The organism is Nocardia amikacinitolerans, assembly GCF_900215415.1.
Taxonomy (GTDB): Bacteria; Actinomycetota; Actinomycetes; order Mycobacteriales; family Mycobacteriaceae; genus Nocardia; species Nocardia amikacinitolerans.
On sequence record NZ_OBEG01000008.1, the window covers coordinates 267244 to 293178 of the forward strand.

Annotated in this window: 24 protein-coding genes; 10 read left to right on the forward strand and 14 right to left on the reverse strand. The window is 69.5% G+C overall.

Translation table 11 applies throughout. The features are described from left to right. The first annotated feature begins 143 nt into the window (after positions 1–143). On the forward strand, positions 144–833 hold the full coding sequence (locus CRP45_RS30550; RefSeq protein WP_067779537.1) for an iron-dependent transcriptional repressor DtxR: 690 nt from the start codon (positions 144–146) through the stop codon (positions 831–833). A gap of 3 nt (positions 834–836) precedes the next feature. Next, positions 837–1817, forward strand: coding sequence for a UDP-glucose 4-epimerase GalE (gene galE, locus CRP45_RS30555; protein WP_097248093.1), 981 nt, complete (start codon positions 837–839; stop codon positions 1815–1817). A gap of 86 nt (positions 1818–1903) precedes the next feature. On the opposite strand, the gene CRP45_RS30560 is transcribed toward galE, so the two are convergent. Both CRP45_RS30560 and CRP45_RS30565 read right to left on the reverse strand, forming a co-directional pair. Beyond that, a complete protein-coding gene (locus CRP45_RS30560; RefSeq protein ID WP_097248094.1) occupies positions 1904–3268 on the reverse strand; it encodes a DUF4192 domain-containing protein in 1365 nt (454 codons plus the stop codon). A gap of 174 nt (positions 3269–3442) precedes the next feature. Continuing rightward, on the reverse strand, positions 3443–4153 hold the full coding sequence (locus CRP45_RS30565) for a sensor domain-containing protein (RefSeq protein WP_245910600.1): 711 nt from the start codon (positions 4151–4153) through the stop codon (positions 3443–3445). A gap of 298 nt (positions 4154–4451) precedes the next feature. On the opposite strand from CRP45_RS30565, the gene CRP45_RS30570 reads away from it, so the two are divergent. From CRP45_RS30570 to speD, 4 genes are all read left to right on the forward strand, one after another. After that, a complete protein-coding gene (locus tag CRP45_RS30570; RefSeq protein WP_067779533.1) occupies positions 4452–5384 on the forward strand; it encodes a PAC2 family protein in 933 nt (310 codons plus the stop codon). Positions 5385–5440: 56 nt separating this feature from the next. Beyond that, positions 5441–7939, forward strand: coding sequence for a DEAD/DEAH box helicase (locus CRP45_RS30575; RefSeq protein ID WP_097248095.1), 2499 nt, complete (start codon positions 5441–5443; stop codon positions 7937–7939). A 97-nt stretch (positions 7940–8036) separates the two neighbouring features. After that, positions 8037–9152 (forward strand): type III PLP-dependent enzyme, encoded by a 1116-nt coding sequence (locus tag CRP45_RS30580; protein WP_097248096.1) that lies wholly within the window; start codon positions 8037–8039, stop codon positions 9150–9152. A gap of 8 nt (positions 9153–9160) precedes the next feature. Then, the gene (gene speD / locus CRP45_RS30585) at positions 9161–10369 is read left to right on the forward strand and encodes an adenosylmethionine decarboxylase (protein ID WP_097248097.1); all 1209 of its coding nucleotides are present in this window, start codon (positions 9161–9163) and stop codon (positions 10367–10369) included. 255 nt (positions 10370–10624) lie between these two features. On the opposite strand, the gene CRP45_RS30590 is transcribed toward speD, so the two are convergent. From CRP45_RS30590 to CRP45_RS30620, 7 genes are all read right to left on the reverse strand, one after another. Further along, positions 10625–12016, reverse strand: coding sequence for a cation:proton antiporter (locus CRP45_RS30590; RefSeq protein WP_097248098.1), 1392 nt, complete (start codon positions 12014–12016; stop codon positions 10625–10627). A gap of 219 nt (positions 12017–12235) precedes the next feature. Then, positions 12236–12439: a tautomerase family protein gene (locus CRP45_RS30595; protein WP_067779520.1), complete on the reverse strand. Its 204-nt coding sequence runs from the start codon at positions 12437–12439 to the stop codon at positions 12236–12238. Beyond that, positions 12439–13176 (reverse strand): SDR family NAD(P)-dependent oxidoreductase, encoded by a 738-nt coding sequence (locus CRP45_RS30600; protein WP_097248099.1) that lies wholly within the window; start codon positions 13174–13176, stop codon positions 12439–12441. Before CRP45_RS30600 ends, CRP45_RS30595 begins: the two co-directional genes overlap by 1 nt. Positions 13177–13255: 79 nt before the next feature. Beyond that, positions 13256–13846 (reverse strand): LmrA/YxaF family transcription factor, encoded by a 591-nt coding sequence (locus tag CRP45_RS30605; RefSeq protein WP_097248100.1) that lies wholly within the window; start codon positions 13844–13846, stop codon positions 13256–13258. A gap of 8 nt (positions 13847–13854) precedes the next feature. After that, on the reverse strand, positions 13855–14415 hold the full coding sequence (locus CRP45_RS30610; protein WP_218841203.1) for a gamma-glutamylcyclotransferase family protein: 561 nt from the start codon (positions 14413–14415) through the stop codon (positions 13855–13857). A 55-nt stretch (positions 14416–14470) separates the two neighbouring features. After that, positions 14471–15244: an MBL fold metallo-hydrolase gene (locus tag CRP45_RS30615; protein ID WP_097248102.1), complete on the reverse strand. Its 774-nt coding sequence runs from the start codon at positions 15242–15244 to the stop codon at positions 14471–14473. A gap of 67 nt (positions 15245–15311) precedes the next feature. After that, a complete protein-coding gene (locus CRP45_RS30620) occupies positions 15312–16220 on the reverse strand; it encodes a hydrogen peroxide-inducible genes activator (protein WP_097248103.1) in 909 nt (302 codons plus the stop codon). A 110-nt stretch (positions 16221–16330) separates the two neighbouring features. Here CRP45_RS30620 and CRP45_RS30625 point away from each other — a divergent pair, with 110 nt between their 5' ends. The 3 genes from CRP45_RS30625 to CRP45_RS30635 all read left to right on the forward strand — a co-directional run bounded on the left by CRP45_RS30625 (position 16331) and on the right by CRP45_RS30635 (position 18408). Further along, positions 16331–16918: a peroxiredoxin gene (locus tag CRP45_RS30625; protein ID WP_067779506.1), complete on the forward strand. Its 588-nt coding sequence runs from the start codon at positions 16331–16333 to the stop codon at positions 16916–16918. A gap of 107 nt (positions 16919–17025) precedes the next feature. Beyond that, positions 17026–17565 (forward strand): alkylhydroperoxidase, AhpD family, encoded by a 540-nt coding sequence (gene ahpD / locus CRP45_RS30630; RefSeq protein ID WP_097248104.1) that lies wholly within the window; start codon positions 17026–17028, stop codon positions 17563–17565. A gap of 168 nt (positions 17566–17733) precedes the next feature. Then, a complete protein-coding gene (locus CRP45_RS30635; RefSeq protein WP_097248147.1) occupies positions 17734–18408 on the forward strand; it encodes a PhzF family phenazine biosynthesis protein in 675 nt (224 codons plus the stop codon). Between the two features lie 10 nt (positions 18409–18418). Here CRP45_RS30635 and CRP45_RS30640 read toward each other — a convergent pair whose 3' ends face one another. The 4 genes from CRP45_RS30640 to CRP45_RS30655 form a co-directional block, all read right to left on the reverse strand. Beyond that, positions 18419–18997, reverse strand: a complete 579-nt coding sequence (locus CRP45_RS30640) for a DUF5134 domain-containing protein (protein WP_067779496.1) — start codon at positions 18995–18997, stop codon at positions 18419–18421. A gap of 126 nt (positions 18998–19123) precedes the next feature. Next, the gene (locus tag CRP45_RS30645) at positions 19124–20953 is read right to left on the reverse strand and encodes a vWA domain-containing protein (protein ID WP_218841204.1); all 1830 of its coding nucleotides are present in this window, start codon (positions 20951–20953) and stop codon (positions 19124–19126) included. Positions 20954–20955: 2 nt separating this feature from the next. Beyond that, positions 20956–22014, reverse strand: a complete 1059-nt coding sequence (locus tag CRP45_RS30650) for an AAA family ATPase (RefSeq protein ID WP_097248106.1) — start codon at positions 22012–22014, stop codon at positions 20956–20958. Positions 22015–22091: 77 nt separating this feature from the next. Further along, positions 22092–23144, reverse strand: a complete 1053-nt coding sequence (locus tag CRP45_RS30655; RefSeq protein ID WP_097248149.1) for an AraC family transcriptional regulator — start codon at positions 23142–23144, stop codon at positions 22092–22094. A 200-nt stretch (positions 23145–23344) separates the two neighbouring features. Here CRP45_RS30655 and CRP45_RS30660 point away from each other — a divergent pair, with 200 nt between their 5' ends. Further along, the gene (locus CRP45_RS30660; RefSeq protein WP_067779488.1) at positions 23345–24073 is read left to right on the forward strand and encodes an SDR family NAD(P)-dependent oxidoreductase; all 729 of its coding nucleotides are present in this window, start codon (positions 23345–23347) and stop codon (positions 24071–24073) included. A 61-nt stretch (positions 24074–24134) separates the two neighbouring features. Here the strand turns inward: CRP45_RS30660 and CRP45_RS30665 are convergent, their stop codons facing one another. Continuing rightward, positions 24135–25772 (reverse strand): acyl-CoA synthetase, encoded by a 1638-nt coding sequence (locus CRP45_RS30665; protein ID WP_097248107.1) that lies wholly within the window; start codon positions 25770–25772, stop codon positions 24135–24137. Positions 25773–25935: the final 163 nt, after the last annotated feature.

Consider the following 25935-nt stretch of genomic DNA (forward strand, 5'->3'; position numbering starts at 1 on the left):
TTGTATGCAGTAGAAATGAGGCAAGTGCGAACACGGCGACAGGCCGTGCGCCGATGCGGTTCCTGCGGTGGGACGCGATCCGACACGGCGCACGGTGTTGTCGCCGTGCGTGGGTAGAATTCGTGCCGACGAAGGGGTAACAGGTGAAGGATCTGGTCGACACCACGGAGATGTACCTCCGTACCATCTACGACCTCGAGGAGGAGGGCGTGGTGCCCCTGCGCGCCCGGATCGCCGAGCGCCTCGAGCAGAGCGGCCCGACCGTGAGCCAGACGGTCGCGCGCATGGAGCGCGACGGGCTGCTGCTCGTCGCGGGCGATCGCCATCTCGAGCTCACCGAGAAGGGCCGCAGCATGGCCGTCGCGGTCATGCGCAAGCACCGGCTCGCCGAACGGCTTCTGGTCGACATCATCGGCCTGGACTGGCAGAACGTGCACGCCGAGGCCTGCCGCTGGGAACACGTGATGAGCGAGGACGTCGAGCGACGCCTGGTCGAGGTGCTCAACCATCCCACCACCTCGCCGTACGGCAACCCCATTCCCGGCCTCGACGAGCTGGGCATCACCGCGCCCGTGGCGGTCGAGGAGACCCTTGTCCGGCTGTCGGATCTGCCGCACGGCCCGGCGCACGCGGTCGTCGTGCGCCGCCTCGCCGAGCACATCCAGACCGATCCGGAGGTCATCGGCCAGCTGCGCGAGGCAGGCGTGGTGCCCGACGCGCGCGTGACCGTCGAGACCAAGCCCGGTTCCGTGGTCATCAGCGTGCCCGGCCACGACCGCGGCTTCGAGCTGTCGGACGAAATGGCCCACGCCGTCCAGGTGAAGCTGGTCTGATCCGTGAAACTTCTGGTCACGGGTGGCGCGGGATACGTCGGGGGCGTCTGCGCGCAGGTGCTGCTGGAAGACGGCCACGAGGTGGTCGTCGTCGACGATCTGTCCACCGGTAACGCCGACGGCGTCCCGACCGGTGCGCGCTTCGTCGAGGGCGATGTCGCCGAGGCCGCGCCCGCGCTGCTGCGCGGCGAAACCTTCGACGGCGTCTTGCATTTCGCCGCGCAGTCGCTGGTCGGCGAATCGGTACAGCAGCCGGAGAAGTACTGGCACGGCAACGTCGTGAAGACGCTGGAGCTGCTCGAGGCCATGCGGCTGACGGACACGCCGCGCCTGGTGTTCTCCTCGACCGCCGCGGTGTACGGCGAACCCGAGCAGGTGCCGATCACCGAGGACGCGCCGACCCGGCCGACCAACCCCTACGGCGCGTCGAAGCTCGCCATCGATCACGCGATCACCTCCTACTCGATCGCGCACGGCTTGGCCGCGACCAGCCTGCGGTACTTCAACGTCGCGGGCGCCTACGGCGGGCTCGGCGAGAACCGCGTGGTCGAAACGCATCTCATTCCGCTCGTGCTGCAGGTCGCGCTCGGCCACCGCAAGGCCATCTCCGTCTTCGGTACCGACTGGCCGACTCCCGACGGCACCGCGGTGCGCGACTACATCCACATCCGCGATCTCGCCGAGGCCCACCTGCTGGCCCTGCGCTCGGCCGAGGCAGGCGCGCACCGCGTCTACAACCTCGGCAGCGGCGCGGGATTCTCGGTGCGCGAGGTGATTTCGGCGTGCGAACGCGTCACGGGCCTGCCCATCGCCGCGCAGGACGCGCCGCGCCGTCCCGGCGACCCGGCCACGCTGATCGCCTCCAGCGAACGGGCGATCGACGAACTCGGCTGGCGGCCCGAGCACAACGATCTCGACGAGATCGTGGCCGACGCCTGGGAGTTCCTGCGCTCGCTGGGCGAGCGCGCGCACAGCGCGAAATAGGATCGCCCCGAACCGAAGCCGCACACCGCACCGAAGCCGCGGCGAACCCTCCGCACCGCGCCTCATCGGACCACCGGTTCCGCGCCTCATCGGACGACAGGTCCGAGGTCGACGCCCAGCCACGCGGCGGCGTCGTAACCGCTGCGGGCGAGCCTGCGCAGCTGTTCCGGGCGCATGCCCGCGCGCAGCGAGGTTTCCAGCAGGATCGCCATCGCGTTGCCCGGGTCGGCCTCCAGCGCCGCCTCCAGGGCGATGCCGGCGAACGGTCCGTCGCCCCGGAAGTACGCGCTGTAACCGAGCAGGGCCGCGACCTCGGCGCGGTCCCGCCCGGACGGCAGACCGCGCACGAGGGTCAGCCACAGCCGTTCCGCGGCCGCCGCGTGGTCGGAGGCGGCCAGCGCGAACATCGCGTCGCGCACCACCCGATCACGCAGAGCGGCAACAACTTCCGCGATCTCCGGCGCGGCGAGCACGGCGCCGGATTCGATATTGGCGACCTGCCACAGCACGTGTTCCAGCGCCCGTCTGCGATAGCCGGTGACGTCGTCGTGCCGCACCGCCCTGGCGAACCGGTCCCTGGCCACCGCGACAGCGCTGTCGAGCTGGACGCCGACCTCCGCGCACAGCGCCGTGTCCTCGGCCACCCGCTCGGTGAGCTCCGAGCGGGAGCCGAGGATCGGCCGTCCGTCCAGCACGTGCGCCAGCGCCACCGTGGACGCGCTCGGGTCGGGCACCGTGCCGCGGTCCGACCCGTCCAGCAGGCTCCACCACGGTCGATCCTCCTCGATCGCTGGCACCGCCCACGCGCCGCCGACCCGGATGCCGTCGGCGCCGAGCCTCTTGGCGAGCGCGGCGATCAATGCCTCCGGCGGGGAACCACGCCGCCCGCGCCCCGCCTTGCCGAGCGGACCGCCGAGCCGGTCGTCGACGACCACCGCCAGCGTCTCGGTCGCACGCTCGGCGGCGCAGATCTGCCCGATGAGGTCCGCGAACGACCCGACAAGGCCGCGGCGCGGGCCGACCGGCTCGAGATCGAACCGCAGCACCGCGGCGATTCCGTGGCTCGCGCCCGGTTCCGCGGGGCCGAGCACCGCGACGACGAGCGAGCGATGCGGATAGAACCCCACCATGGCGGGCAGCGCGGCGATCAGTTCTCCGGGATCGTCCACCCGCAGTGGTTTTGCCGAGTATCCGGCGCGGTACAGCGGTGACGGCTGCGCGAACACCGCGCTGGGCGCCGGATCGTCGTCGTTGCCCGTCCGGCGGGTGCGCGAGCCGACGGTGGATGGCCGCAGACACAATCGCTGCCGCGGCGGCCGCCGGTGCGGCCCCGGCGGATGCTCGGCACGCGTCGGATCGCCCGGGTATCGGCCGGGCGGATCGACGGGTTCGCTGCCCTCGCCGCCGCGCCGGGCGCCCGCGCCGAGCGGCGGATTCGCTGAAGTCGTCATGCCGCCATCGTGCGCACCGCGCCTCCGGCCGCCGATCGTCCGACCTGCGCGAACAGCTCCCCTGTGGACAACCGGCAGCCTGTGCACGAAGCACGGCGACCGCCCCATCCGGCGGCGCCGGTTGTCGGACCGGGCGGGTATACGGCCACTCTCGATCGTTCGGCGGCAGTCCGCCTACGCCTCGCGCACCTTCCGCACCGACGCCGTGAACAGCTCGTCCAGCGCCGTGGTGTCGGGCGGCGCATCGCTGAATGTCATGTAGGTCACCGCGATTCGCACATCGCCCACCTGCCCGATGAACGTCCGCATGGTCTGAGTCAGCCCGGGGCCGCCGACGTCAGGGGCGACGGTGCGACGCAGCGCCAGCGTGTCGTCGGCGTCTAGGGGCGGCGGCGGATCCAGCTCGGTCGACACCGTCGTGGTCGCCCCTGCCCTGGCCACCACCCGCACCTCGCCGCAGCGAAGCACCTGTTCGCGCAGCGTGGACAGCGGCTGCCTGGTCCGGGTGAGCTCGACGGTGAGCGTGGCGCGGGAGACCTCGTCGGTGCCGACCGCGATGGCGGTGTGGTCGGGGCCGAACTGCTGTTCGGCGGGTGCGCACCCGTCCGGCAGCACGGTCGCGCCGCGGGTCACGCCGTTCAGGTCCCCCGCCGCCTGGGCCGCCGCTTCCGGGGGCAGCACCACCGCGGGGTAGCGCGCCGGGAACTGCGCTGGTTCGGGCAGCAGCGTGGTCAGTGCGGCGTCGATATGCCGCACGGTCGACGGCCGCGCCGCGACGGGCTGCCCGGTGACGGTCGACCCGCACCCGGTGAGCAGCAGCGCGCACACGGCGACAGCGCAGGCGCCGAGCGCCCGCGTGCGTCCCCTCGAATCCGGCACAGTCACACCGCTCACTGTGCCAAACGGGAGTTCGCGTTTCCTGCGCCACGCCGACTTCCGCGCGCGACTCGCGCGCATCCGACCCGATTTCGCCGTAACCGGTGTCACCCGTCGCGACGAGGGAATACAGGTAGCTACCCGGTCGGGAATGCCGGGCGTTCGGGCGCTGTTGGCTCGTTCTATGGGTCGGTGTCCGCACCGTGCGCGGTGCGCGTCATCGCCATGGGGGACAATGGACATGGGTTCCCCGCGGTGCTGCCCTCGATCGGCCGCCGCGGCGGACCGCGCAGGAAGGAGTGACGCGATGGACTACGAGTCGCGAATGTACGAGCTGGAGTTCCCCGCTCCGCAGTTGTCGTCCGCCGACGGCGCGGGTCCGGTCCTCGTACACGGGCTGGAGGGCTTTACCGACGCCGGGCACGCCGTCCGCCTGGCCACGACGCACCTGCGCGAGAGCCTGGAAAGCGAACTGGTCGCCTCGTTCGACGTCGACGAACTGCTGGACTACCGCTCCCGCCGTCCGCTGATGACGTTCAAAACCGATCATTTCGCCGATTACGCCGAACCCGAGCTGAACCTGTGGGCGCTGCGCGACACCGCGGGCACCCCGTTCCTGTTGCTCTCCGGTCTGGAACCGGATCTGCGGTGGGAGAAGTTCACCACCGCGGTGCGGCTGCTCGCCGAACAGCTCGGCGTGCGCCGCAGCATCGGCCTGAGCGCGATTCCGATGGCGATTCCGCACACCCGCCCGCTGGGTGTCACCGCGCATTCCTCGGATCGCGACCTGATCTCCGATCACCAGCGCTGGCCGGGGGAATTGCAGGTGCCTGGCAGCGCGTCGTCGCTGCTGGAGTTCCGGATGGCCCAGCACGGGCACGAGTCGGTCGGTTTCTCGGTGCACGTGCCGCACTATCTCGCCCAGACGGCGTACCCGGAGGCCGCGCAGACGCTGCTGGAGAACGTCGCCGAGAACGCGGGCCTCGAGCTGCCGCTCGCCGCGCTCGGCGAGGCGGCCGCGCGCGTGCGCGAGCAGGTCAACGAGCACATCTCGGGAAACTCCGAGGTCGAGACGGTGGTGCACGCGCTGGAGCGCCAGTACGACAGCTTCGTCACCTCCCAGGAGCGCCAGTCCAGCCTGCTCGCCGGTGACGGCGAGCTGCCCAGCGGTGACGAACTGGGCGCCGAGTTCGAGCGCTTCCTCGCCGAGCAGGGCGGCTACGACGGCGACAACACCTGACGCGGCGCGCCGATCGCGGTGACGACCTCGGCGAGGCCTGCCCTAAGCTGGTCGGAGTGGATCTGACCGAACTGCTCGACATTCCAGGAACCGACGCCGACGCGCTCTACGAGTCGTTCGGCATGTGGGCCGCCGAGCAGGGCACGCCGCTGTATCCCGCGCAGGACGAGGCGCTGCTGGAGCTGGCGTCCGGATCGCACGTCATCCTGGCCACGCCCACCGGTTCCGGCAAATCGCTGGTGGCGGTCGGCGCGCATCTGTTCGCGCTGACCCGAGGGCAGCGCACCTACTACACCGCCCCGATCAAGGCCCTGGTCAGCGAGAAGTTCTTCGCGCTGTGCGAGGTGTTCGGCGCCGACAAGGTGGGCATGGTCACCGGCGACGCGTCGGTCAACGCCGACGCGCCGATCATCTGCGCCACCGCCGAGATCCTGGCCAATCTGGCGCTGCGCGAGGGCGCGGACGCCGAGGTCGGCCAGGTCGTCATGGACGAGTTCCACTTCTACGCCGACCCGGACCGCGGCTGGGCCTGGCAGGTGCCGCTGCTCGAGCTGCCGCGCGCGCAGTTCCTGCTGATGTCGGCGACCCTGGGCGAGGTCGACTTCTTCGCCCGCGATCTGGAGCGCCGCACCGGGCGCGGCACCGCGATCGTCGCCGGCACCGAACGCCCGGTGCCGCTGAGCTTTTCGTATGTGCGCACGCCCATCACCGAGACGTTGGAGGAACTGGTCACCACCCACCAGGCTCCGGTCTACGTGGTGCACTTCACCCAGGCCGCGGCGCTGGAGCGGGCGCAGGCGCTGACCAGCGTGAACTTCGCCACCCGCGCGGAGAAGGACGCCATCGCCGCGGCGATCGGCGACTTCCGTTTCGCCGCGGGCTTCGGCAAGACCCTGTCCCGGTTGATCCGGCACGGCATCGGCGTGCACCACGCGGGCATGCTGCCGAAATACCGCCGGCTGGTGGAACGGCTGGCGCAGGATGGTCTGCTGAAGGTGGTGTGCGGCACCGACACGCTCGGCGTCGGCATCAACGTCCCGATCCGGACGGTGCTGCTGACCGGACTGACCAAGTTCGACGGCGTGCGCACCCGCAGGCTCAAGGCCCGCGAGTTCCATCAGATCGCGGGTCGCGCCGGGCGCGCGGGCTTCGACACCATGGGCACCGTTGTGGTGCAGGCGCCCGAGCACGAAGTGGAGAACGCCAGGTTGCTCGCCAAGGCGGGTGACGATCCCAAGAAGCAGCGCAAGGTGCAGCGGCGCAAGCCGCCGGAGGGTTTCGTCTCCTGGAGCGAGGAGACCTTCGACCGTTTGGTGGCGGCCCAGCCGGAGCCGATGGTGTCGCGGTTCAACGTCACCAACGCGATGCTGCTCAACGTGATCGCCCGGCCCGGCAACTGTTTTCAGGCCATGCGCCATCTGCTCGAGGACAACCACGAGCCCCGGCCCGCGCAACGCAAGCACATCCTGCGCGCGATCCGCCTCTACCGCGCGCTGCGCGACGCCGGGGTGGTGCAGCAGCTGCCCGAACCCGACGCGACCGGCCGCTACGCCCGCCTCACCGTCGACCTGCAACGCGATTTCGCGCTCGACCAACCGCTTTCGCCCTTCGCGCTGGCCGCGCTGGACCTGCTTGACCGCGACTCCCCCGGCTACACCCTCGACGTGGTCTCGCTCATCGAGTCGACCCTGGAGGACCCCCGCCAGCTGCTGATGGCCCAGCAGCACAAGGCGCGCGGCGAGGCCGTCGCGGAGATGAAGGCCGACGGGATCGACTACGACGAGCGCATGGAACTGCTCGAGGAGGTCAGCTGGCCCAAGCCGCTGGCCGAGTTGATCGAGCCCGCCTACGAGACCTATCGCGCGGGACACCCGTGGGTCTCGGAGTTCGCGCCCTCCCCCAAGTCGGTCGTGCGCGACATGATCGAGCGCTCGATGACCTTCGCCGAGCTCATCTCGCACTACGAGCTGGCCCGCTCGGAGGGCGTCGTGCTGCGCTACCTTGCCGACGCCTACCGCGCGCTGCGCCGCACCGTGCCCGACGCGGCGCGCACCGAGGACCTCGACGACCTCACCGAGTGGCTGGGCGAGCTTGTCCGCCAAGTGGATTCGAGCCTGCTCGACGAATGGGAGCAGCTGACCAGCCCTGGCGCGGAGAACGACGCCGAGCAGGTGGCCTTCGGCGCGGAGACCATCCGCCCGATCTCCGCCAACGAGCGCGCCTTCCGCGTGATGGTGCGCAACGCCATGTTCCGTCGCGTCGAACTGGCCGCGCTGCGGCGCTGGGACGATCTGGCCGAGCTCGGCACGGGCCCGGACTGGGCGAACGAGCTGGCCCCCTACTTCGAGGAGTACGAGCGCATCGGCATCGGCCCCGACGCGCGCGGCCCTCAGCTGTTCCAGATCGAGCAGCGACCCGGTTTCTGGCACGTGCGCCAGGTCCTCGACGACCCCGCGGGCGACCACGGCTGGTCGATCGAGGCGGTGGTCGATCTCGCCGCGTCCGACGCCGCGGGCGATGTGGTGTTCGACGAGGTCACGGTGTCCGAAGGGTAGGCGGGCAGCCCCTGCTCGAATACGGGTTTCGACGGATTCGTATCTGGGTAGGGGCCGCTGATACTCTCTCCGCTGCTGCCCACGCGAAAGATCAACTATGCCCGAATCCCCGTACCTTGTCATCCACTCCGAGCGAGTTCGCGAAAATTATCGTGCGCTCGATGCCGCCGTCGCCGTCCGCGGGGACGACAAGGCCCGCATTCGCTTCGCGGTGAAGGCGAGCCCGGTGCCGGAGTTGATCACCCTGCTCGATGCCGAGGGCGCGGAATTCGACGTGGCGAGCATCGGGGAGATCGAGCTGTGCCTCGGCCTCGGGGTGGCGCCGGAGAAACTCTGCTACGGCAACCCGATCAAGAAGGCCGCCGACATCGCCCGCGCCTACGCCGCGGGGGTGCGCCGCTACGCCTTCGACACCGAGGACGATCTGCTGCGCATCGTGGAGCACGCCCCGGGTTCGGAGGTCGAGTGCCGTTTCCTGGCCTCGACTCCCGCCTCGCAGACGCCGTTCGGCACCAAGTTCGGCTGCTCGCCCGCCGAGGCGCTGCGCCTGCTGGTGCGCGCCCGCGATCTGGGGCTTGTCGTGGCCGGTCCCTACTTCCACGTCGGCTCCCAGCAACTGGATCCCGCGGCGTGGCGGATCGGCATCCAGCAGTCCGGTGAGATCGCGGAAGCGTTGGCCGCCAAGGACATTCACATCACCTCGGTGAACATCGGCGGTGGGCTGCCGATCTCCTACGCCGAGGCGGCCCCCGCGCTCGGCGAGATCGCCGCGGTCGTGAACGCCGCCGCCGCCGAATTCCTGCCCGAGACCGCCGGACTGGTCGTCGAACCCGGTCGCGCGCTGGTCGGCAACGCGGGCACCATTCACGCCGAGGTCGTCGGCGTCCGCATCGCGCCGGACGGACGGCGCTGGGTGTATCTCGACATCGGCCGCTACAACGGAATGGCCGAGACCGAGAACGAGTACATCGCCTACCGGTTCGTCACCGAACGCGACGGAGACCCCGTCGACGAGGCGGTGGTCGCCGGTCCTACCTGCGACGGCGACGATGTACTGTATCAACGCACACGGGTCCTTCTGCCGACCACGTTGCGAGCCGGTGATCGCATCACGATCCTCGACACCGGCGCCTATACCGCGAGCTATTCGTCGGTGTCCTTCAATGGTTTTCCGCCCTTGACCGTTCATGTCTCGGGCGCTGAGCGAGAGTGAGTTTGCCTATGACGGCGGAATTCACCGGCTGGCATGTGCTGGCCGAGTTCGGTGGTGTCGACGCAGATCTCTGCGACGATCTCGAACGACTCGAATCGGCGTTGCGTGAGTCTCTGATCGCGGCGGGCGTCACCATCTGCGATGTCGTTCACAAGAAGTTCGATCCGCAGGGGGTGACCGTCCTCGCGCTGTTGTCGGAGTCCCACGCCTCGATTCACACTTATCCGGAGTCCGGCGACATTTTCGTCGACGTCTTCACCTGCGGCAGCATCGGCGCCGGCGCGACGAAGGCCGTCGAGATGTTGCGGGACAAGCTGTCTCCCGAAGACGTTCGCATGAAGGTCATCCAGCGGGGCCACGGCGCGCAGAAGATCGAGGAGCCGGTCGGCGCGGGCCTGACCCGGATCTGGGATCTGCACGATGTGATCGTCGACACCAATACGCCGTTCCAGCACATGGTCATCGCGCGCACCGAACAGGGCATCAGCCTGTTCTCCGACGACGACCGCCAGTCCACCGAGTTCTCCCAGCTGACCTACCACGAGGCGATGATGGTGCCCGCCTTCGTGCTGGCCGAGAAGCTGGACAGGGTGCTGATCATCGGTTCCGGCGAGGGCGTCGCGAGCCAGATGTCGGTGGCCGCGGGCGCCACCCACGTCGACCACGTCGACATCGATCAGCTCGAGGTCGAACTGTGCGCCGAGCACCTGCCCTACGGCTACACGACCGAGGAGCTCGCCGCGGCGGTCGCGGGCGAGGGCCCGATCAAGGTGCACTACGCCGACGGCTGGGATTTCCTGGCCAACGCCCAGCAGGCGGGCACCCGCTACGACGTCATCGTGATCGATCTGCCCGACGAGCGGGTCGAGGACGCGCAGCACAACCGCCTCTACGAGTCGGAGTTCCTGTCCCGATGTCGAGCGCTGCTCGCACCTGGCGGCGTGCTCAGCGCGCAGGCGGGCTGCGCGACCATGTGGCGCAACGAGACCCTCAAGCGGTCTTGGCAGCGCTTCCACGAGCAGTTCGGCACGGTCGTGCACTACGGCAGCGACGAGCACGAGTGGTCGTTCCTGTTCGGCCTGGTCGACGCGATCGAGGACCCGGTGCCCGGCATGGTCGACCGCCTGGCGGCCCTGCCCTATCGCGCGGAGACCATCGACGGTCGCGCGCTGGTGCGCGGCGCCATCGAACCGCACGCGCTGCGCGCGGCCGAATAGGTTCCAGACCGGATCGCCGAATCGCATCGGCGCCAAGGAGTTTCGACATCCTCGGCGCCGGTGCGATTCCTCTTTTCTGGCGACCCGCGGGGAGCGGAGACCTGACCGGCGCGGTTCATGCGCGCCCGCGCCGATCGACCCGGCGGCCGCGCCGATCGACCCGGCGGCCGCGCCGATCGACCCGGCGGCCGCGCCGATCGACCCGGCGGCCGCGCCGATCGACCCGGCGGCCGCGCTGGTCGGCCTAGCGCCCGCTCATGTGGCGACCGGCGCCGGTTCGCCGGAACGCTCCGGCTCGCCGCCCGGCTCCTTCCCCGTCGCCGCCCTGGGCTGTTCGCCGTCCGGACCGAAGACCAGACCGGCCTTCCACGCGCTGCGTTCGAAGATCCGCTGCACCGGTGTCGCCATGAACGTGGTGATGATCGTCATCAGCGCCAGGATCGTGTACAGCTCACCGGTGATGAGCCCGGCCCCGAGGCCGATGTTCAACAGGATCAGCTCCATCAGGCCGCGGGCATTGGCCAGCGCGCCCATCGACGCGGCCTCCCGCTTGCTCATGCCCTGCCAGCGCGCCGCGAGTCCGACGGCGCCGAACTTGCCCGCGAACGAGACGATCAGCACGACCGCCGTCACCAGCAGGACCTCCGGTTCGAAGATCAGGCTGAGTTCGGTGTTCAGGCCGGAGTAGATGAAGAACGCGGGCAGCAGCAGGTAGGCCACCAGCGGCTCGAAGCGCTCACGGATGGTGTCGAGCAGCTGGCCGCGCGGCATCACCGCACCCGCCACGAACGCGCCGAACACCGAGTAGATCCCGCACCAGTCGGTGAACCAGCTGGCGAGCAACACGACCAGCAGCACGATGGACAGCTGCGCGATCGGCAGCCCGCCCGCCCGTTCGGTGTCGCCGCGCTTGGGCTGCCACGTCTCGAGCTTGGCCAGCCAGCGCCGCGCGACGAACATCATGAACAGCAGGTAGGCAAGTCCGCCACCGACGGCGAGGAACGCGCCGTTCATGCTGTCCTTGGTGGTGGCGACGACGGTGGCGAGCAGGATCCAGGCGCACGCGTCGTCCACCGCGGCACACGCCAGCGACATCGTGCCGAGGCGGGTGTTCAGCAGACCCGAGTCGTAGATGATCCACGCCAGCATCGGAAACGCCGTGATGGCCACGGCCGCGGCGACGAAAAGCCCGCCCTGCCAATGCTCCACCTTGTCGGTGAAGTATCCGCCGCTGCCGACCATCCACCAGCCGAGCGCACCGCCGAGCACCAGCGGCACCGCAACGCCCGCGGTCGAGGTCGCGCCCGCCTTGCGCAGGTGCGAGGACAGGATGTCCACCTTGAACGACGCGCCGACCAGGAACATGTACAGCACGAGGCCGAGCTGACCGACGACATAGATCGCGGTCAGGTTCGGGTGCGTGATGCTCGCGCCTCCCACCGCGAGCGTGGTCGGGAACAGCCATTCCTGGGCCTCGGGCCAGACGAGACCCAGAATCGAAGGCCCCAAAACGAATCCGGCGACCATGATGGCCACCACCTGCACCTGCCCCAACCGGCGGAACACCGGCCAGAGCAGGCGATAGGTGACCAGGATGACGGCGACCTGTAGAAAGAAATGAGTGGTGATTTCCAGAAGCGATGGCATCGCAGCTCCCCTCCGTCGAGCTGGATCGTGCACTGACACTCAGAGATCGCGAAGACTCTCCGGAACGCAACGCCGTGCCGGAAACGGTACCGGAATCCCTTGTCCTTCGGCCGCTTTCCATCGCGACGACCAGCGGCGAGCCACCGGGAAACGCCGACGCCCGGCGGCGCGCGGCCGGAACCACGTTCCAGACCGATCGCGTCCGCCGGGCGCCCGCGCTCAGGAATTTCGCGCGCGCCAGTCGGCCACGTTCATCCCGCCGACACCCCAATCGGTCAGCGGCACTTCATGAATCACTACGAAGGTGGTTGCCGGATCCTTGCCGAGCACGTCCTGAAGCAGGTCGGTGACGCCCTTGATGAGCCGAGTCTTCTGTTCGACGGTCACGCCTTCGTCGGTGACCTTGATATCGACATACGGCATTACGCTGCCCTCCCGGAGATGAACCCGCCGTCGACGGGGAGAATGTGGCCGGTGGTGAATTCCGCGTCCGCCAGATACAGGACCGCGGCGGTGGTTTCGGCGACCTCGCCGATACGGTTGAGCAAAGCCAAACGACCCGAGGACTTTTCGTCGCCGTCACCGAAGAGCGGAGTGCGGATGATGCCCGGCGCGACGAGGTTCACCCGGATGCCGTCGGCGGCGAGTTCGGCCGCGAGGCTGGTGGTGAGCGCGTGCACGCCGCCCTTGCTGACCAGCGCCGCGGAGGCGGGCAGACCGGCGAGCGCGTGGTCGATCAGGACGGTGCCGATGTTCACGATGCTGCCGCCACCGCCCTGTTCGCGCAGCCTGCGCACCACCGCCTGGGTGGTGAAGTAGGTGCCCTTCAGGTTGCCGTTCAGGTAGCTGTCCAATTCCGCCTCGGTGACGTCGACGAACGGCTTCGCGCCGAAGACGCCCGCGTTGTTCACGAGGACGTCCACCCGGCCGAACCGCTCGACCGCGGTCCGCACCAGCGCGGAACCCGTTGCGGCCGAGCCGATGTCGCCGACCACCTCGGCCACCTGGGCGGGCGCGCCGAGCTCGGCGGCGACCGCGGCGAGCTTGTCCGGGTCGCGCCCGTTGATCACCACGTTGTCGCCGCGGGCCACCAGTGCCCTGGCGATATCGCGGCCGATCCCGCTGGAGGATCCGGTCACGATGACCGTCTTGCCTGACATGTTGTTTCCCTTCTGATTGGATACGACCGGTCGTCTTGGAATGGATACGAATTGACCCGCCCATGGCGGGCACATGAATTCAGGGTCGGAAGTAGTCGTCCAGGAGGCGCCGCAGGCACTTGTGCAGCGGCTCAAGCGAGCGGTCGATCTTCATCCGGATCACCGCCCCCTCCCAGGACTCGATGAGCAGATCGGCGAGTTCCTCGGCCGGGATGTCGGCGCGCACCAGATCACGCTCCTGCGCCTCGAGCAACGCCTTGGCGACCCCGTCGCGCCAGGCGCGGAACGCACCGGACAGCGATTCGCGCAACGTCTCGCTGCCCTCCAGCTCGCCCCCCAGGTTGGCGATCAAACACCCACCGGTGAAATCGGTTTCGACGAACTCGTCCATCTGCTTGGCGAAGAACGTCCGCAGACCGGTCACCGGATCGGGTGCGGGTCCGAGCGCCTCGGCGAGGTTGCGCTGGATGCAGCGGGAGTGGTAGTCGATGACCGCCTGCCCGAAGCTCTCCTTGCTGTCGAAGTAGTTGTAGAACGAGCCCTTCGGCACGCCGACCGCGTCGAGCACCTGCTTGATGCCGGTGCCGTGGTAGCCGTTGGCCAGAAAACCGGCGGCGCCTTCCTCCACCAGGAGCTGGCGGGTGTCGTCACTGCGTCGCGGTCGTGCCATGCGACGAACTATACGACCGGTCGTCTAGGAATTGCAACGGGGTCGAGCGTCTGCCGCCAGCCCGCGCAGCTGGTGGCGAACGCGCTCAGATGTTCGGCGGCGAATTCCTCCGCGCGCCAGTCACGCGGTGTGACATCGGCGGTCCACACGTAGGTCCACACCGCGCCGGGCGCGTACCGAGCACTCGCCGTGAGGTCGGGATCTTCCGGGCGGTGGCGCGACGAGCGAACGCCAGTATCGGCGCGCACGGTGGCATCGAAATCCACTGGCCGCAAGTCGTATTCGTCGTCCTCGAAGGCATCGAGCACGGCCCACTCCCCCGCGCTCAAGCCGGACAGCAACGCGCCGCGCACCGTCGCCCGCGCATCCGCAACCAAGCCCGGATACAGCCGACCGGGCAACGCGGCCGCCCGCCATCCGGTCAGTTCGGCGGGCGACAGATCGGGGCAGCGTCCGATCAGCTGATGCAGCACCTCGGGAAACTGGAGGGTGCCGTAGACGAAGAGCGCATGCTCCGTCGTAGACACCCTCGCGAGGCGTCCACCGGGGCCGTTGCCGATCACATCCACGCACCACTCCTCTCCGCGCTTGTCACCACTGTGCCCCTTCGAGCCGGTGTCGGCTTCACCGCGCCAGGCGGGCGAACGCGTCCGGATCATGGGACGAGAACACGGTGATCTCCCCACCGTGCGCCCGGTTGAGTTCGAGGAGACGTTCGCGGTTCTGCCGGAAGTCGTTCGAGCCGAGCGAACGCAACTCCATCACCTGCCAGATCAGCGGGGTTCGCGGGTGCGCAGGATCGATCTCGCTGCCCACGTAGAACGCGTCGCCCGCGTGCAGCAGCCAGCCGTCGCCGGTGTCGACCGCAACGCCCACGTGCCCCTCGGTGTGGCCGTACAGCGGGACGATCAGAATCTCCGCGGGCAGGCCGGGCAGATCGCGGACCGCGTCGAAGCCGAACCATTCCGCACCGCCGTCGATCTCGTTGGTCAGCCACTTGGGCCGGTGCGCCCACTGCGCCGGTCGGTAGCGCAGCCGGTCGAACAATCCCTTCGACGAGTTCGCCGCGCGCAGTTCCGGACCGTGCACGTGCACGGTCGCGTCCGGAAAATCGGCAAGCCCGCCCGCGTGGTCGAGATCCAGATGGGTGAGCACGATGTCGCGGACATCGGCCGGGTCGTATCCGAGCGCTTGGACCTGCCGGACCGCCGTCTCCCGTTCGAGCAGCTTGGCGCCCAGCGAGAACCGCGCTGGCCCCATCATCCGGCCCGGATCACGCACGCACTCCAGGCCGTATCCGGTATCGACAAGGACGAGCCCGGTATCGGTCTCGATCAACAGGCAATGGTCGACCATGCCCAACGCCATCGACCCGCAGTTCAGGTGGTGAATCCGCACCAGCCGAGCGTCCCAGCCGCCGCCCCCGCGGTCAATGCCACAGGAAGCTCCCGCGCGGCCGGATGCCTCACATCGGCCGGTGTGCGCGGATGATGGCGGCGAGGTACTCGTAGTCGTCGCTGCGGGCGCTGGAGGCGCGGAAGGCGAGGCCGATGGTGCGGCCGGGGGCCGGATCGACGAAGCGGGCGGTTTCCAGTGTGCCCCTGGCGGTTTCGGCGGCGACGGCCATTTCCGGGATCAGCGTGACGCCGAGTCCGCCCGCCACGCACTGGACGACGGTGGCGAGCGAGGCGGCGCGGGTGTCGCCGACCGCGCCGGGGTGGACGTCGACCGAGCGGCACAGGTCGAGGGTCTGGTCGCGCAGGCAGTGGCCCTCGTCGAGCAGCAGCAGCGGCAGCGTGCCGAGCACCGCGGGCTCGATGTCCTTGCGGCCCGCGAGCGCGTGCCCGCGCGGGGTCACCAGCACGAATTCCTCGGTGTAGAGCGGCATCTCCACCAGCCCCGAGTTCTCGGTGGGCAGCGCGAGCAGCGCGACGTCGAGCACGCCGGTGCGCAACCCCTCCAGCAAACGCGCGGTCTGGTCCTCGACGACCTGCGGCACCAGCGCGGGCAGCCGCTTGCGCAGCTCGGGCAGCAGAGCGGGCAGCACGTAGGGCGCGACGGTCGGGATGATTCCCATCCGCAGCGTGCCGCCGAGCCCGCCGCCGGTGGCCGAGGCGACGAAGCGGTCGGCGGCCTCCAGCGTCGCCATCGCCTGCGGCAGCAACCGCATTCCGGCCGCGGTCACCAGAACCCGGCGCGTGCTGCGCTCGATCAGCTGGAGTCCCAGTCCGTTTTCGAGGGCGGCCAATGCTTGCGATAACGTGGGCTGGCTCACATTGAGCCGGGCGGCCGCGGTGCCGAAATGCCGGTATTCCGCGATCGCCACGAACGCACGCAGCTGCGAAAGTGTCGGCTGATAAGTCTGATCAGTCACGCCTATCAGTGTAGTGCGACTGATCACCTTTACCTTTCACTGCCCTTTGTGCAAGATCACAGAAGAACTTCGCACGCCCAAAAACCCCACGAAGGACGAGGAGACAAAGCATGGCCCTGCTGACCATCGGCGACCAGTTCCCGGCATACAACCTCACCGCGGTCATCGGCGGTGATCTGTCGAAGGTCGACGCTCAGCAGCCTGACGACTACTTCACCCAGGTCACCAGCGACGATCACGCGGGCAAGTGGCGGATCGTCTTCTTCTGGCCGAAGGACTTCACCTTCGTCTGCCCGACCGAGATCGCCGCGTTCGGCAAGCTGAACGAGGAGTTCGCCGACCGCGACGCGCAGGTGCTCGGCGTCTCGGTGGACAACGAGTTCGTGCACTTCCAGTGGCGCGCGCAGCACGAGGATCTGAAGACCCTCCCGTTCCCGATGCTGTCGGACCTCAAGCGTGAACTGGTCACCGCCACCGGCGTGCTCAACGCCGACGGCGTCGCCGACCGCGCCACCTTCATCGTCGACCCGAACAACGAGGTCCAGTTCGTCTCGGTCACCGCGGGTTCGGTCGGCCGCAACGTCGACGAGGTGCTGCGCGTGCTCGACGCGCTGCAGTCCGACGAGCTGTGCGCCTGCAACTGGAAGAAGGGCGACCCGACCATCAACGCCGGTGAGCTCCTCACCGCCAGCGTCTGATCCGGAACACCCACTCCCCGAACAGATCCCGCTCCCCGCTCCGGCGGGGAGCGTCTTCGAGAACATCCCCGCGCCCGCGGGCCCGATACACACAGAGGAAACGTCGAATGAGCATTGAGAACCTGAAGAACTCCCTTCCCGAGTACGCCAAGGACCTCAAGCTCAACTTGTCATCGATCGCGCGCACCACCGTGCTGAACGAACAGCAGCTGTGGGGCACTCTGCTCGCGTCGGCGGCCGCGACCCGCTCGGCGACCACGCTGCGCGAGATCGCCGAGGAAGCCGCCGACATCCTGTCGGCGGAGGCGTACAACGCCGCGCTCGGCGCCGCCTCGATCATGGGCATGAACAACGTGTTCTACCGGGGCAAGGCGTTCCTCGGCGGCCGCTACGACGACCTGCGGGCCGGGCTGCGCATGCAGATCATCGGCGCCCCCGGCGTCGACAAGGCCGATTTCGAGCTGTGGTCCTTCGCGGTCTCCTCGATCAACGGCTGCGCCCACTGCCTGGAGGCACACGAGCACACCCTGCGCGAGGCCGGTGTCTCCCGCGAGGTGATCTTCGAGTCGCTGCGCGCCGCCGCCATCGTGGCCGGCGTCGGCCAGGCCGTGCAGTCCACCGAGACGCTCGCCGCCGCGTCGGTCTGACGCCACGAGACGACCCGAAAGCCCCGTCTTCGACCGGACGGGGCTTTCGGCATTTTCCCCCTCGTCCGCCCCTCCGAGAGAGTGACGAGCATTACGTTTGCTCGCCGGTAGCCACCGGTGCGAGCCGGTAGGCTCGCGTGCATGGGCACACAGGATGAGCCGGAAGCCATGGGCACGCGGGTCGAGGTGGTGCGCGTATTCACGGATGCGACCGGACGCCTCGGCAATCCGCTGGGCATCGCCCGCGCGAAGGACGTCGGTGAGGCAGACGCGCAGGCCCTCGCGGCGCGGGCCGGGTACAGCGAGACGGTCGTCGTCGAGGACCCGGTCGACGAGATAGCCCGCATGCGGATCTACACCCCGGCCGTCGAACTCCCGTTCGCCGGACATCCCTCGGTCGGCACCGCGTGGTGGTTCGCCGAACAGGGCATCCCCGTGCGGGTGCTCGACATGCCGGCCGGACCGGTGCCCGTCGAACTGGCCGACGGTCTGACCTGGATCAAGGCGCGCGGCGAGTGGGCGCCGGACTTCACCTTCCATCAGCTCGACAGCCTCGACGAGCTGGCCACGGTGCGGCCCGAGGAGTTCCCCGGCGGACCGCACTACCTGTGGTGCTGGACCGAGGAGCACCGTGCCACGGTGCGCGCGCGAATGTTCGCCCCCACCATGGGCATCGAAGAGGACGAGGCCACCGGCGCGGCAGCGGTCGCGCTCACCGCGCTGCTGCGCCGCAGCCTGATCATCACGCAGGGCCAGGGCTCGCAGTTGTTCACCGAGTGGGATTCCGACGGCTGGGTGCGCCTCGGCGGACGCGTCGTGGCCGACACCGTCGTCGAAGTCTAGATTCCCGGTTTCACCCGACTACGGCGGCGACGAGCATGTACGCCATCCCGAAATCCATCACCACGTGCGGCACGACGGCCGCCGACCCGACCGCGCCGACCGGATGCGCCAGCCGGTGCCAACCGCCGCCGCGCAGGCACAGCACCGCGAGCGCGTCGGCGATGAAGAGCGCGGCGAGCGCATAGGCCGCGAAGGGCGGCGGGCCCGCGTGATCGGCGGCCGAATGCCCGGACATCGCGTAGAGCATGGCCGCGGCGGCGAGCGCGTGGTATCCGATCGCGAAAGTCTGTCCGGCCGTCACCGCGCCGCGCGCCGCGCGCCATTCCACGATCCGGCTCACCAGCAACGCACCGAACGCGACGGTCATGGCGATCAGGACTCCGCGCACCGCGTGCGGACTCGCCTCGGCCGGAAAGATCAGCATCACCAGCATGATCAGGCACATGACCAGGTGCGCGGCATCCGATTCCGAGTTCACGTGCCCGCGAACGGGTCTCGCCAGTCGTAGCGTCACGATCGCGGACGTCACCAGGAACGCCGCCACCACCGACCACCGCAACGCGGCGTACTCCTGCACGAACTCGGCCACACCCCACCACCTTTCGCCGCGGCGATCGTGAGACTGCCCTTCCATGCTCGCATCCCACGTCGGGTTAGGGTGCCTTTCTCGTTACTCCGAGCGAGGACTCCCGACGCGGTCGCCGGACATCCCGGCTCAGCGCATCCGGAAGACCGGACCATTCGGCCGAAACGGCAGCGACGCGCCCGCGGGCACCAGGTAGGCGTGCTCGCGGCGCACTCGCAGCACATCGCAGGCACCGTCGGTGATGATCAGAATCGGTCCGTCGGCGGGAAAGTCGTCGGCGCGTTCGAGCAGCCGAACACCGGGCTGCAAGACGGTGCCGCCGCGGCCGCGCACCCGCACGCCGCGCGCGATCTCCTCGACCGGCAGATAGCCCGCGTCGTAGGCCGCGGCGTCGCAGTACACCACCCTCGCGCGCGGCACGTCCCTGGCCAGAGCGTAGGAAGCGATGGCGCCCAGACCTTTTCCGAGCAGCGCCGCGTCCATCGATCCCGAGGTGTCGAGGACGACGCCGAAGGTCGGCAGCCGCGTGCTCTCCTCCGGCCGCACCCAGGCCGGGCGTGGGATGTCGGGCGTAGCCGCCTGCCTGCGGGAGACGCGGGCGTAGCTGCGGCGTTTGTCGACCGCGGGGACGTGCTCGTCGAACCAGTGCGCCAGCTGCGCGTCCCACGGCAGCGGCGGCTGGTCCATGGCGCGAATCGCCTCTTCCAGCGCGGCGGGGAGGTAGCCGCGCCCGCTGTTCAGGTGATACGCCAGGCCGGTGGTCAGCGCGTTGCGGTAGTAGTCGTCCAGGTCGACGTAGCGTCCCGCGCCGCCGGAGTGCGGCAGCGGTTCGTCGAGCACGTCGCCGCGGCCGCGGCCGCGCAACGTGGCCAGCTTGCGCAACCGCCGCAGATCCGTCGCGATGCGGTCGTACACCTCTTCCGCCGAACAGCCTTTCAGCGCGGGGTCGTAGAGCAAGCCCTCGGGCATGACCCCGACTCCCAGCTCCACCAGCCAGCCGTTCACCACGTAGTCGCACGCGATGTTGAACAGGTACGGGTCGCGCCAAGCGGTGCGTTCACCGTGTCGCAATGCGGCGTGCAGCATTTCGTGCGCGAGCACGAAGCGCCACTCCTCCTGCGTCAGCCCGGCCAGCGGGTTGACGTAGATCTCCGCCGCCTCGGCGTTGACCGCGGCGATGGCGATGTCCCACCCGCGCGCCAGATCCGGGTCCGCGACCAGCGTCATCCCGGCCGCCAGCGCGCCGAGCAGCGGGTAGGAGGAGACGAACCAGCTCAGCGCCGCGTCCCAGGCTTGTTGGGGTCGCTTGCCGTCGGGTGTCGAGTCGCCGCCCGCGACGGTCAAGGCGTCGCGCGCGGCGGCGGCAATGCCCGCGGCGAAACGTCCAGGATCGTCGGCGCGCTCGGCCGCGGCGGCGCCGCTGATCAGGAAGTCCGGCGGGTCGTCGCGCCGGTACTCGGCGGGAACGGCGGTGTCGCGCCAGCGGCCGGCCGTCGCGTATTCGTCGGAAATGCTCGGCGCGGCGGGGAATTCGGTCGGCCGACGACCGATCTTCATCGTGGTCAGATACTGGTCGACGACGGCGCAGCAGGCGGCGCGATAGGCGGGGTGCGGTTCGGCCGCGTCGATCGACCAGCTCTCGGACAGATCGATGTCGGTGACGATGTCGGCGGGGTCCGCCCGGCGCGGGTCCAGGTGCCCGAACCCGGCGTGCAGCAGGCAGTGCGCGAAAACCCATGCCCACTCGGCGGCTTCGGCGCGGCGCTTCGGGTGGTAGCCGACGCCCGCGCCCGCGATGCGCGCCCACACCTCCTGCGGCGTCCGGCGCGGGTCGAGCTCGTAGAGCCTGCCCGGCAGATGCCCGAAGGCTCGGTGCGCACGGACCATGCCCCAGCCGTCCAGCACCGCCTGGCGCCAGGGATCGACGGTCGCGCGGCGCTTCCCGCGCGCGGCGCCCACCGCTACCGCCGCGCGGCCAGGCGCGGCAGGTCGCGGGTCACCTCGACCAGGAACCAGGAGGGCAGCACCGGCACACCGTCCGCGTCCGACGCGATCACCAATTGCGCGCATTCGACCGAGATCTCGGCCAGCTCGACGAGCATCGCCTTGGCTCGCAACACGAATCGGTGCGTCGCGGCCGAGACGTGCTTGCGGGAGCCGGGCAGCTCCTTGATCAGCCGCGCGCGGAAGGTCTCGGAGAGGAAATACAGCAGATCGCGATCGCCGGGATCGCGCGGCCAGTCGGCCTCGCCCTTGATCACGGCGTCCAGATCGTAGGCGTGCCGGATGGTCTTGACGAAGGCGCGGAACCCCGAGGCGTGCGCGGGGGTCAGCGTGCCCGCCGCGAGCACCTCGAGCAGCGTGTCGTCGAGATCGTCACCGCAGGAATGCAGTGCGTCGGAGAGCATGTGCCAGCCGCGCGGGGTGGAGAAGGGCGCCTCGGTCTTCGGCGCCGCCGACCACAGGTGATCGGGGCGCTGGGTCACGTAGCGCACCACCCATGGGTGAATGTCGTTGTGCGCGGCCCACTTCAGCCAGTCGTCCACGTCGGCCCGCAGGTGCAGATGCACCATGCGGTTGACCAGCGCCGAGGCCATCGGACGGGCCAGCGCGTTGTCGGTGGCGCGGTTGCCCGCGCCGATCACCACCGAACCGGCGGGCAGCTCGTAGCCGCCGATGCGGCGGTCCAGGATCAGCGAGTAGAACGACTTCTGCACCTCCGGCGCCGCCGCGTTCAGTTCGTCCAGGAACAGGCAGTACGGCGTCGGCCTTGCGATCAGCTCGGGCGGCGCGAATCGGCTGCGGTCGCCGACGATCTGCGGCACCCCGATCAGGTCCTCCGGCGCGAGCTGGGTGCCGAGCAGCGTGACGCACTCCAGCCCCAGCGATTCGGCGAACGAGCGCACGAGCGAGCTCTTGCCGATACCCGGTGCGCCCCAGAGGAACACCGGTCGCACCATTGCGACGTGCAGCAGCAACTCCGGCAGCTGGTCCGGGGTCACCGTGACCGTCGCCTCCATATTCTTCCTCCCCCGTCGAGAATTACGAAGGTCGAAGGTACGCGGGCCGTGCCCGGCTCGGCCACCGGTTTTCCGCGTCAGACGGGTCGGCCGTGCCTTTCCACGGCGGCGCGGGCGAACCGGCCGGGTGAGACGCCGCGCCACTGTTTGAACGCGTTGGAGAAGCTCGGCGCGCCCGAATATCCCATGCGGTAGGCGACGTCCTCGACGGTCAGGCCGGTGGACAACAGCTCCTCGGCCATGTTGCCGTACGTCTCGCTGCACAGGCTGCGATACGAGGTGCCCTCCTCGGCCAGGCGGCGGCGCATGGTGCGCAGACTCATGTGCAGCGCGGCCGCCACGTCCTCCTGGGAGACGCGCCCGCCCAGCCGGTGCAGCAGCACCTCCCGCACCGATCCGGCGATCCCCTTGGCCAGCCCACGCCGTCGCAGCAGGTGCGCGCACTGCTCCTCGAACAGCGCCGCCGTGAGCGGGCTGGCTTGCGGCAGTGGGTCGTCGAAGCCCGCGGTGTCGAAGACGACCAGGTGCGGTCCATGGCCGTCGGTGGCCGTGAGGCCGTACCGGTCGAGGATCGGTTGCAGTCGGGGACGCAGGCCCCAGGCGACCTGTCCGCTCAGAATCGGCGCGGGCGCGTGATACACGGCCGTCCAATTCGTCAGCAGCACCGCCACATCCCGCTCCAGCAGGAAGCCGCGCAGCCGGGGCGGCACGTCGCGGTCGTCGGCGTAGAGCAGCAGCGTGTCGTCTTGGTAGACGTGCCGGGTGCGGGCGAAGGTCGTGGTCATCCGGATGTAGCGCATCAGCAGGTCCACCGCGGACCGCACCGTCGGGCTGCTGAGGAGTGCCAGCCCGAGCGCACCGTAAGTCGTGACGTGCGTGCGCATTCCGGCTTCCAGTCCGAGGCCGGGGCGGTCGTCGAGCCGGGTCACGATGTTGTCGATCAGTGCCAGCTCCTGCCCGGCCGTGACCTCCATGCCAGGCGTGGTGAGCTGCGCCGGTTCGATTCCGGTGTCGCGCAGGCATTCCGCGAGCGGCAGACCGTGGTCACGCGCCAGTTCGACCAGAACAGCCGACAAGGTCACCGAGCGCCGCCACTCCCACGAGGACACCGCTTCATCGTCGTCCGGCATGGCCGGATTCCGCATGGTTTTGGCCGGACATCGCAAGGACAGCCGGGCGTCCTGTCCGTCCGCCCGCGCGAAGCGGCAAACGCCTCGCGGTCGACGGCACAACTGGCCGATATCCGAAATGTCCTGACCCGACATCGCATGGCATCGACACCGCGCCGCACCCTACCGTCGAGGCCCGAGGCGAAAGCGGGCGAAATCACATGTCGAAGAAGACACTTGTGGGCAAACGGGTGGCGATCACCGGAGGCGCGCACGGCGTCGGCCGCGAGATCGCGCTGGCGTTTCTCGCGGCGGGCGCGGATGTGGCGCTCGGGGACTGCGACACGGGGCGGGCCCGCGCGGTGGCCGAGCAGTTCGCTCGGATGCACGGCGGCACCGCCGTCGGCCTCACGCTCGACACCGCCGACAGCGCGCGGTTCGCCGAGTTCCTCGCCCGCGCCGAACGCAAGCTCGGCGGGCTGGACGTGGTGGTGAACGCCGCCGACACCGCGCCGAGCGGATCGTTCCTGAGTGAGTCCGAGATCGAATCGGATCACCAGATCGACGTCAACCTGCGCGCGGTGATCACCGGATCCCGTTTGGCCGGACGGCGTTTCGTGGAGCAGGGGCACGGCCACATCGTCAACATCGGCTCGGCGGTCGGTGTGACCGCGGCGCTCGGCGCGGCCGTCTACAGCGCGACCAAGCACGCCGTCGTCGGGCTCGGTACCGCGCTGCATCGCGGTCTCGCCGAACAAGGCGTGCTGGTCAGCACCATCGCCCCCGGCTACGCCCCGGCCCCCGAACTGGTCGCCGACGCGATCGTCGACTGCGTCGAACACCGCAGGAGCGGACTCGTCGTGGTGCCGTCCGACGGCTGGCTGCGTAGCGCGGTCCCCGACCGTATCCGGCTCCGCCGCACCCTCCGCCGCATGGTCGGCAGGGTCTGATGGGCGCAGCCGGAGGCGGTCCGTCGCGAGCCTGCGCACCGGTGCGAACGCGGAGAAACGCCTAACCCAGCTCGCGCAGAACGCGTTTGAGGACCTTGCCGGTGGGATTTCTGGGGAGTCGGTCGATGAAGAGGACGTCTCGGGGGACCTTGAAGCGGGCCAGATGGGTCTTCACGTGGTCGCGCACTTCGTCTTCGGTGAGGGTGTGGCCCGCGCGGACCACGATCACCGCGCGCAGGCGCTGGCCGTAGCGGTCGTCGTCGACGCCGAAGGCGCTCACTTCCTCGACCGCGGGGTGGGCGGCGAGCAGTTCCTCGACCTCGCCTGGAAAGACGTTCTCGCCGCCGGAGACGATCATGTCGTCGTCCCTGCCGTCGATGAAAAGCCTTCCCGCGCTGTCGAAATGGCCGACGTCACCGGTGGACATCAGCGAGCCGATGCGGTCCTTGTCTCCGCCGCCGGTGTAGCCCTCGAACTGGTAGTTGTTGCCGACGAAGATGCGTCCGGTGCGGCCGGGCGGCAGCTCGGCGTCGTTCTCGTCGAAGATTTTGACCGTGGTGCTCGGCACCGGGGTGCCGACGCAGCCGGGCTCGACCGCCAGGTCGGCGGGCGTGGCGATGGTCGCGTACGCCACTTCTGTGGAACCGTAGACGTTGTAGACGACGGGACCGAACGCCTCGGTGACGCGCACGCACAGCTCGGCGCCCAGCTGCGAGCCCGCGACGAAGATGATCCGCAGCCGCGAGAAGTCGTGTCCCGCCCGCGCTTCCGGACCTAGATCGACCAACCGTTGCAGCATCACGGGCACGGCGATCAACGCGGTGGCGCCGTGCCGGTCGAGGCTGTCGAGCACCGCCCTCGGATCGAAGCGACGCCGGATCACCAGGGTCGAACCGAAACCGACGGCCATGATGGCGTGCGCGAAGCCGAGGGTGTGGAACAGCGGCGCCGGACATTCGGTGATCTCCTCGGCGCGGAACGGAACCCGGCCGAGGATCGCGCCGAGCGGCGCCAGCGATGTCGGCTCCCGGCGCGGCGCGCCCTTCGGGGTTCCGGTGGTGCCGCTGGTCAGCAGGATGATCTTGGCCGCGGTGCTCGGTCGGCGCGGCGGTTTTCGCGAGCCGCCCGCGATCAGGTTCTCCAGCGTGTCGACCGCGGGCGCGTCGGTCCACGCGCGGTAGCGGCCGCGCGGGGTGCGCAGATCGCCGAGGACGCCCGCGAATTCGTCGTCGTAGACCACTAGATCGGCGCCTTCGCGCGCCAAGACCTCGCGCAGCTGTGGCCCGGCGAAGTCGGTGTTCAGCAGGATGATCTTGGCGCCGCATTTGGCCGCGGCGAACACCGCGTAGTGGAAGCCGCGATGGTTGCGCGCGAGCACGGCGACGCCCTCGCCGTCGCGCAGACCGCGCGCCCGCCAGGCGTTGGCCAGCGCGGTGCTGCGTTCGTCGAGCTCGCGAAAGCTCACCGCGCCCAGTTCGTCGATGATCGCCGCGCGGTGCCGGTACCGCAGCGCGGCCACCGTCACCAGTCCGCCGAGCATGCCCGAGCGCAGCACCGCGAAACCCATGCGAGCCAGCCGATCCGGCCGTTGCGGAGTGGCCAGACCCGCGCGCACCGCGAGGCTCGCGTAGTAGGTCTCGTCGGCGACGCGGCGAGCCGCGGCGGCCGCGACGGAGCCGAGAGTGTTGACACGATTCATAGGTCCACCTGAGCTGAAGCAGACGAGGGCGAGTGCCCTCACAGTAAGGTGTCTCACACAGTTCCGTCGAGAGCCCGATCGCACCGTTACGCGACGCCACGGGTTCGAGGTCTGTCCGCCTTTCGCCGACTACACCGAGGACCCGCACAGCGTGTTCATGACG